The sequence below is a fragment of the Variovorax sp. AC103 genome, from assembly GCF_979254005.1.
In genome coordinates, this window is the sequence record NZ_CEEDFC010000004.1 from 345114 (window position 1) to 352395 (window position 7282).

Annotated in this window: 7 protein-coding genes and 2 tRNA genes; 3 read left to right on the forward strand and 6 right to left on the reverse strand. The window is 68.5% G+C overall.

Annotated features, from left to right (window positions below; all coding sequences use genetic code 11):
• Window positions 1-22: 22 nt before the first annotated feature.
• Window positions 23-1507: a DegQ family serine endoprotease gene (locus AC0IYU_RS08320; protein ID WP_472115080.1), complete on the forward strand. Its 1485-nt coding sequence runs from the start codon at window positions 23-25 to the stop codon at window positions 1505-1507.
• 129 nt (window positions 1508-1636) lie between these two features.
• Window positions 1637-1939 carry a hypothetical protein gene (locus tag AC0IYU_RS08325; RefSeq protein ID WP_435446310.1) on the forward strand — a complete coding sequence of 101 codons (303 nt, stop codon included), beginning with the start codon at window positions 1637-1639 and terminating at the stop codon, window positions 1937-1939.
• A 20-nt stretch (window positions 1940-1959) separates the two neighbouring features.
• On the opposite strand, the gene AC0IYU_RS08330 is transcribed toward AC0IYU_RS08325, so the two are convergent.
• The 4 genes from AC0IYU_RS08330 to AC0IYU_RS08345 form a co-directional block, all read right to left on the reverse strand.
• Complete coding sequence (locus tag AC0IYU_RS08330; protein WP_472115082.1) at window positions 1960-3852, reverse strand: sensor histidine kinase; 1893 nt, start codon at window positions 3850-3852, stop codon at window positions 1960-1962.
• A gap of 1 nt (window position 3853) precedes the next feature.
• Window positions 3854-4558 (reverse strand): response regulator, encoded by a 705-nt coding sequence (locus AC0IYU_RS08335; RefSeq protein ID WP_472115085.1) that lies wholly within the window; start codon window positions 4556-4558, stop codon window positions 3854-3856.
• 212 nt (window positions 4559-4770) lie between these two features.
• The gene (locus AC0IYU_RS08340) at window positions 4771-5658 is read right to left on the reverse strand and encodes a CsgG/HfaB family protein (RefSeq protein ID WP_472115087.1); all 888 of its coding nucleotides are present in this window, start codon (window positions 5656-5658) and stop codon (window positions 4771-4773) included.
• A gap of 161 nt (window positions 5659-5819) precedes the next feature.
• Window positions 5820-6221: a GreA/GreB family elongation factor gene (locus tag AC0IYU_RS08345; RefSeq protein ID WP_472115090.1), complete on the reverse strand. Its 402-nt coding sequence runs from the start codon at window positions 6219-6221 to the stop codon at window positions 5820-5822.
• Between the two features lie 351 nt (window positions 6222-6572).
• Between AC0IYU_RS08345 and AC0IYU_RS08350 the strand changes: the two genes are divergently transcribed.
• Window positions 6573-6890: a YnfA family protein gene (locus AC0IYU_RS08350; RefSeq protein ID WP_472115093.1), complete on the forward strand. Its 318-nt coding sequence runs from the start codon at window positions 6573-6575 to the stop codon at window positions 6888-6890.
• A gap of 86 nt (window positions 6891-6976) precedes the next feature.
• On the opposite strand, the gene AC0IYU_RS08355 is transcribed toward AC0IYU_RS08350, so the two are convergent.
• Window positions 6977-7052: transfer RNA gene (locus AC0IYU_RS08355), tRNA-Asn, on the reverse strand.
• A 153-nt stretch (window positions 7053-7205) separates the two neighbouring features.
• Window positions 7206-7281 (reverse strand) — tRNA-Asn (locus tag AC0IYU_RS08360).
• Between the last annotated feature and the right edge of the window lies 1 nt (window position 7282).

Sequence of the window (7282 nt, forward strand, 5' to 3'; positions counted from 1 at the left end):
ACGCATTGAAAGGAACCGACAAATGAACTCCCGTCTGACTTCGCCCCGCGCCTTGGTGATTGCACTGGCGAGCGCGGGTGTGATCGGTGCCGTCGGTGCCGGCGCCTATACCAGCGCCCGTGCCGTGGGCGCACCGGCCACCAATGCCACCGTGAGCGCGCCCGCGGCCATGGTCACGCTGCCCGACTTCTCCACCATCACCACGCGCGACGGCCCTGCGGTGGTCAACATCAGCGTCACCGGCACCATGAAGGCGTCGGACGACGAGGCCGCCGCCGAGATCCAGGGCGTGGACCCGGAAGATCCGATGTTCCAGTTCTTCCGCCGCTTCCAGGGCCAGATGGGTCCGCAAGGCAGGCAGCAGCAACGCGACGTGCCGGTGCATGCGCAGGGCTCGGGTTTCATCGTCGACCCGGCCGGCATCATCATCACCAACGCCCATGTGGTGAAGGACGCCAAGGAAGTCAGCGTCAAGCTGACCGACCGCCGCGAGTTCCGCGCCAAGGTGCTGGGCGCCGACGCCAAGACCGACATCGCGGTGCTGAAGATCGACGCCAAGAACCTGCCGGTGCTGGCCCTGGGCAACACCAAGGACCTGAAGGTCGGCGAATGGGTGCTGGCCATCGGCTCGCCCTTCGGCTTCGAGAACACCGTAACGGCCGGCGTGGTGAGCGCCAAGGGCCGCACGCTGCCTGACGACAGCTATGTGCCTTTCATCCAGACCGACGTGGCGGTGAACCCCGGCAACTCCGGCGGCCCGCTGCTCAACACGCGCGGCGAGGTGGTGGGCATCAACTCGCAGATCTACAGCCGCAGCGGTGGCTACCAGGGCCTGTCGTTCGCCATTCCGATCGACGTGGCCATTCAGGTGAAGGACCAGATCGTCGCCACCGGCAAGGCCACGCACGCGCGTCTTGGCGTGGCCGTGCAGGAGGTGAACCAGGCCTTTGCCGAGTCGTTCAAGCTCGACAAGCCCGAAGGCGCGCTGGTCTCGAACATCGAGAAGGGCGGCCCCGGCGACAAGGCCGGCCTGAAGGCGGGCGACGTGATCCGCAGCGTGGACGGCCAGCGCATCGTGTCCTCGGGCGACCTGCCCGCGGTGATCGGCCAGCAGGCGCCGGGCAAGAAGGTCACGCTCGAGGTGTGGCGCCAGGGCGAACGCCAGGAGCTGCAGGCCAAGCTCGGCGACGCGAGCGACAAGCCCGCGCAGGTCGCCAAGGCCGATGCAGCGGCCGGGCAAGGCAAGCTGGGCCTGGCATTGCGCCCGTTGCAGCCGCAGGAAAAGCGCGAGACCTCGATCGACACCGGGCTGCTGATCGAAGACGCCGCTGGGCCCTCGGCGCAGGCGGGCGTGCAGGCGGGCGACGTGCTGCTGGCCATCAACGGCACACCGGCGCAGAGCGTGGAGCAGGTGCGCGAGGTGGTGGCCAAGGCGACCAACAAGTCGGTGGCGCTGCTGATCCAGCGCGGCGAAGACAAGATCTTCGTGCCGGTGCGAATCGGCTAGCAGGCTCGCCCCCAGGCATCGCGCACGCCGTGTCGCTTCTCCTCCCCCCTGCCGGGGGGGCAACACCCGAGGCCCGGCAAAGCGGTTCCTCGGTGTTTCTCGAAAAGTCCAGGCCAAATGCCACTTGACATGACGTCGTCCGCAAAAAGCCTCTCGGCACACATCCTGCCGACGTCGGCCACCATGATCGGCGTGTGCATGACGGTGATGTCCATCGGGCACCTCGGTCCCCGCGACGACATGCGGCTGCTGATCGACCGCCTGCTGGCCGTCGACGCGCTGGTCTTCCTGGCCAGCGCGCTGCTGTCTTTCATCTCGATGCGCACGCAACGCGCCGGCGCACGGCTGGAGGCCTGGGGCGAGATGGTCTTCATCGCCGGGCTCGCGTTGCTGGCGCTCGGCGCTGTCACGCTGGCGTTCGCGCTGCGCTGACGCCGCGTCCCACCCGCGCGTCAGGGCAGGGCGCAGGGCCAGTCCAGCAGCACGCGGGTTCCGCCGGTTGTTTCGTCCGCCGTCTCGATGTGCAGCCGCGCGCCGATGGACTGAGCGCGCGCACGCATGTTGGCGATGCCATGGCCGGCCTGCCGCGGGTCCGAAGGCGCCGCAGGGGCGGTGGGAAGCCCGCGCCCGTTGTCGGTGAGCACGATGCGCACCAGCGGCGGCGATGTCTCTCCGCTCCAACTGGCCTGCATCACGATGCGCGTGGCGCCCGCATGCTTCAGCACGTTGGTGAAGGCCTCCAGCAGGATGCGCTGCAGCTGCAGGGCGGCCTGCGCGGCGAACGGGGCCAGCTCGGGAATCACGGCCACGTCCCACACCAGCTCGATGCCCGCGGCGTCCAGCCGCGGCTGCAGGCGGTAGCGCAACGTGGCCAGCACCGTGGGCAGGTCGTCGTGCGTGGGTTGCAGCGAGTCGACGGCCATGCGCATCTCGTCGAGCGCGAGCTTCACATGCTCTTCGACCACGCCGCGGTCGGAGGTGGGCTGGGTCACCAGGTTGAGCAGGCCCACCAGTTGCGAACCCACGCCGTCGTGGATCTCCCGCATGATGCGCTGGCGCTCCAGCAGCACGGCTTGCTGCTGCTGCTGCTGGCGCACCGTTTCGAAGGCGGCGCGCAACTGGTCCTCGCGTTCCGCGACACGCGCCGCGAGGTTGGTGTTGAGCGCGCCGTAGTCGGCCACCGTGCGGCTGTAGCGCTCGACCACCAGTCCCGCCAGGATCATCACGAAGAAGAACATGGCGTGCGCCGTCAGCGTGTAGGGGGCGCCGCCGAAGAGGGCCATGCGCACCAGCAGCAGGTCGTGCGCGCCGGCCAGGATGGCGAGCGTGCCCGCCGCCATCAGCACCGCGGCGATGCGTCGGCGCTCCACCATCGCGCCGTACACCACGTAGGGCAGGCAGACGATGCTCGTCAGCTGCAGGATGGCCAGGCCGGTGGTCCACAACGCCGGGAGCGCGAAGGCGAAGGAGGCGCAGGCCAGCATCACCGAAAGCGCCAGCGCCGCGTAGACAGCCCGCACCAGCCACGGCGGATTGCGATCGAGCACCAGCAGCACGAAGCGCGCAATGAGCCCGATGTGGCAGGCGTAGCAGACCGCCACCACCGCACCCCAGAGCGGCCAGGGAACCGGTACGTCGGGCCACACACGGTCGAGGTTGCGCGCCACGCCCGAGAGTGCGGCGAGCGCGAAGCAGCCGTAGAGCGCATCGCGCTGGCGCAGCCACAGCCCGCCCGCCAGGCCGCCCATCAGCAGCAGGCTGACGGCGTACACGATGGCCGAGGTGTTGCGCCAGTTCTGCTGCGAGCGGTACAGCGCGGCCAGGGTGGCCTGCGTGCCGTACTGGATGCTGGCCACCCCCGCGCCGCGCTGGCGCTGGACGGTGGTGCGCAGCACCAGCGACTGCGCCTGGCCCTCGCGATGCAGGGCGGCTGGCAGGGGCACCAGCAGGTTGCTCTTGGTCGCGTCGTGGCCTGGGTCGCCCAGCTTGCCGTAGCCTGCAACGAGCGCGTCGTTGAACGAGATGCTCACCTGGTTGCCCACGCCCGACATCAGCAGTGCCGCGGGCTCGTTGCCCGGCACGGCGGTGGCGGGCAGGTCGATGCGGTAGGTGGCCTTGCCGCCCAGGCCGGGAAACTCGTGGTCCCAGCGAAACGGCAACTGCACGCGGCGAGTCTGGCGGGGCAGCCCGTCGGGCTCGAGCACGGCGTCGGCTGCTTTCACGTCCAGTGAGTCGGCCGGCGGCCTGGCGGGCGTGGCTTCGTCGGCATGCGCGGGTTGAACGGCCCACGTGCACAGTGTCCAGAGCGCTGCGAGCAGCAGCCCGCGCAGGCCTCCCGCGATCACCCTAGGGAAGCCAGCCGAGGCTGCGCGCCTCGAACACGGCTTCCGATTTGTTGTGCACATCCAGCTTGCCGTAAATGTTGCGGATATGGGTTTGAACCGTCGACGCCGAGACTCCCATCTGCACCCCGACTTCGACATAGGTGAAACCACGAGAGACCAGGTCGAGCACCTCGAACTCCCGCGGGGACAGCCGCTCGGGCGCCACGGCGGACTTGGTGGCTGCCGTCGGAAGCGGCGTGGCAGGGCCCGAGTGGGCCTGCCAGCGGCGCAGCAACTTGCGCGCGATCACCGGCGACATCGGCGAGCCGCCCGCGCGCAGGTGCCGGATGTGGGTGGCCAGGTCGGCCTCGGTGCCGTCCTTCAGCAGGTAGCCGCTGGCGCCGGCCTCGAAGGCCTGGACCATGTTGGCCTCGTCACCGAAGATCGACAGCACCATCACCGCGCAGGCCGGCTGCATGTGGCGGCACTGGCTGATCACCTTCAGGCCCGGATGGTCGGGCAGCCCGAGGTCGACCAGCAGCACGTCGACCGGGTTGTCGACCAGCCACGCGAGGATCTCGCTGGCGTTGGAAGCGCTGTAGGCCAGGCTCAGCGAGGGGTCTGCATCGACCACGCGCGCGATGCGCTCGCGCATGCCGGTGTCGTCTTCGACCAGGGCAACCTGTGTCTCCGCGGTCATGCGCGCGCCGGTGCGGGAAGGCTGCATGCGCGCATGCAGGACGTGAGGGCGAGGCGCATGGAAAGGGGTCCTGGAGGCGGAGAGGGTGGCGGGATGACGCAAAGCGTAGGGCCCGGTCCACGCACTGCCCATCCTATATACGGGGGAGGCGGACTACCGATTCCCGCGGGTCGTGCCCTGCGCCAACGAAAACGCCCGCCCGGTGTCCCGGGCGGGCGCGGTGCCGGCAGCTTGGGTGCTTACTTGCGGCGGCGGGTCGTGGCGGCCGGTGCCGAGGTCTGCGACGGTGCGGCGCCGCCGTCCACGCCCAGGCGGCCGCCGCCGCCCAGGCCCTGGCCGCGCACGGTCTGCGCCTTGTAGTTGCGCAGCGACCGCACCATCTGGTTGAAGGCGTCCATGAACGCCGCGGCAATCACCTTGCCCTGCGGCGTGCGCGTGTAGCCGCCCACGCCACCGGCCGCCGAGAGGCCGCTCAGGCCGGCGAAGCCCGCGAAGTCGGTCTTGGACGCGCTGCCCTCGGAGGCAGCCACCTGCACCCCCGAGCGGTTGTCGATGAGGGTCAGCAGCGCGCTGGCTTCCTTGGTCTGCATGCTGGCGCCGAGCTGCGCGATCGCGCGGCCACGTCCGCCGCCCACCAGGCCGCCGAGCGCACCGCCCAGGCCGCCCGCATCGCTGTTGCTGAAGACGATTTCGGGCGACAGTCCGTAGTCGGATGCCACCATCTGGCCGCGGCCGAAGTTGCTGCCGCCGCGCATTTCGCCCGACTGCTGCAGCGCGCGCTCGCGCGTCATGGCGTTCATGCCGGCCGCGCCGCGCTCGACCACCACGAAGCAGTTCGACTGCTGCACCAGCAGGCGCAACAGGTTGGCGGTGGGCGGCAGCTTGTATTCGCCGGTGAGGATGGTGTACCAGCCCGCGCTCTGGTTCTCGATCAGGGAGACCGTGCCGAGCGGGGAGTCGCAGCGTTCGAGCTGGCTGCTTTCGCCGGAGGTGGCAGCCCCTGCGGCGCTGCCGGTGGCCACGGTCTTGGCCGACGGGTTGCCCATCTGCATGTCCATGGTCTGGCAGCCCGAAAGGGCCATCAGGCCGGCGAGTGCGCTTGCGAGAGAAAGTTTGGAAAAAGCCATGTCCGGATCTGTCGAGTGAAAAGAATGCTGCGCTCGCGGCGGGCGTCGCTTCTCGAAACCGAAGATGGAATTGCCATGGCCTGCACGGCCTCCCGATTCGACGCGCCACCGGCGACCGCGCCACGATACGACCCGGGGGTTCGTCGCACCAGTGCCGAAAGTCACGCCGCGTAGTCGCCGCTGGCCTCCGGCTGGAACAGCACCGAGACCACGCGCACCGCGCCTTGCGCGCCGTTGGGCATGTCCCACTTGGCGAGCGTGCCGCTCTTCACGCCGAGCAGGCCGATGCCCACGGGCGACAGCACCGAGACGAATCCGGCGCCGGGCTGCGCGTCTCCGGGGTAGCAGACGGTGATCTTCTGGCGTTGCCGCGTGGACGGGTCTTCGATCTCGACCTGCGAGTTCATGGTGACGACGTCGGCGGGCACCTCGCGCGAGGGCAGCACGTCGGCGGCATCGAGCAGCTCGGCGAGTGCCGCAGGCAGCGCATGGTCGGTCAGCTTTTCGAGGCGAACGAAGTCGAGTTCGGTGAGCGTGCGCTCCCCGTGGATGGTTGCAGGCATGAAGCACTCCAATTGAAAGCGTCGCCGTTCCGAAAGAGGGAATGAACGGCGTCGCGACCGCGCGGCGGGTGCCCGGCGGTCAATGGTTCGCGCATCAAGAAGGAAGGTAGCGGACCGCCGGGCTCAGGAAAGTGCGCCGATGCGTCGCAAGACTTCCGTGGTCGCCGCTGCGGCGGCACCCGCGCGGCGAACGGCCGCTGCCAGGGGCAGCGCCGCACGTGGAGCAGGGTGTTTGCAGGACGTGCACCAGGGGGACATTCGGGCCAGTGTAGGTGCGCGGGCATGAAGCCTCCAAGCAATGGCCTCACGTGCCTTGCCGGTAAGCGCCGTGCGGCCCCGCACAATTCGTGCATGCGAACCCTTCTGCTCTACGTTGCGACGGCCCTGGCGGAAATCATCGGCTGCTATCTACCTTACCTCTGGCTCAAGCAGGATCGTTCGGCGTGGTGGCTGGTGCCCGGCGCCATCAGCCTCGCGGTCTTCGCATGGCTGCTCACCTTGCATGACGCGGCGGCGGGGCGTGTCTATGCGGCGTACGGGGGTGTGTACATCGGCGTGGCCATTGCGTGGCTGTGGGCGGTGGACGGCATTCGGCCGACAGCGTGGGATGCGGCCGGCGTGGCGGTGTGCCTTGCTGGCATGGGGCTCATCGCGTTCCAGCCGCGATGAGCGTGCAGGAAGCCGCGCCGCAAAAGGAAATGCCTCGCTACCAGTGGGGTAGCGAGGCATTCAGGAACCACCGGGGTGGTTTGTTTTGGCTCCTCGACCTGGGCTCGAACCAGGGACCTACGGATTAACAGTCCGGCGCTCTACCAACTGAGCTATCGAGGAACAAGCCTTAAATTATATGCAATGGATTTGCCGATTCTGAGTTCGACGCTTCGATTTTTTGACGTTGTGCAACACCTTCGATGCGACGACGCAAATGAAAATGCCCCGCTACCTTGCGAGTAGCGGAGCATCCAGTGGCCTTGCGGCTTTTTGTGGCTCCTCGACCTGGGCTCGAACCAGGGACCTACGGATTAACAGTCCGGCGCTCTACCAACTGAGCTATCGAGGAA

Bases quoted from the DNA above. Each gene is read 5' to 3' on its own strand.
- AC0IYU_RS08320 (WP_472115080.1), top strand. From the start codon at position 23: ATGAACTCCCGTCTGACTTCGCCCCGCGCCTTGGTGATTGCACTGGCG.
- AC0IYU_RS08325 (WP_435446310.1), top strand. From the start codon at position 1,637: ATGACGTCGTCCGCAAAAAGCCTCTCGGCACACATCCTGCCGACGTCG.
- AC0IYU_RS08335 (WP_472115085.1), bottom strand. From the start codon at position 4,558: ATGCAGCCTTCCCGCACCGGCGCGCGCATGACCGCGGAGACACAGGTT.
- AC0IYU_RS08340 (WP_472115087.1), bottom strand. From the start codon at position 5,658: ATGGCTTTTTCCAAACTTTCTCTCGCAAGCGCACTCGCCGGCCTGATG.
- AC0IYU_RS08345 (WP_472115090.1), bottom strand. From the start codon at position 6,221: ATGCCTGCAACCATCCACGGGGAGCGCACGCTCACCGAACTCGACTTC.
- AC0IYU_RS08350 (WP_472115093.1), top strand. From the start codon at position 6,573: ATGCGAACCCTTCTGCTCTACGTTGCGACGGCCCTGGCGGAAATCATC.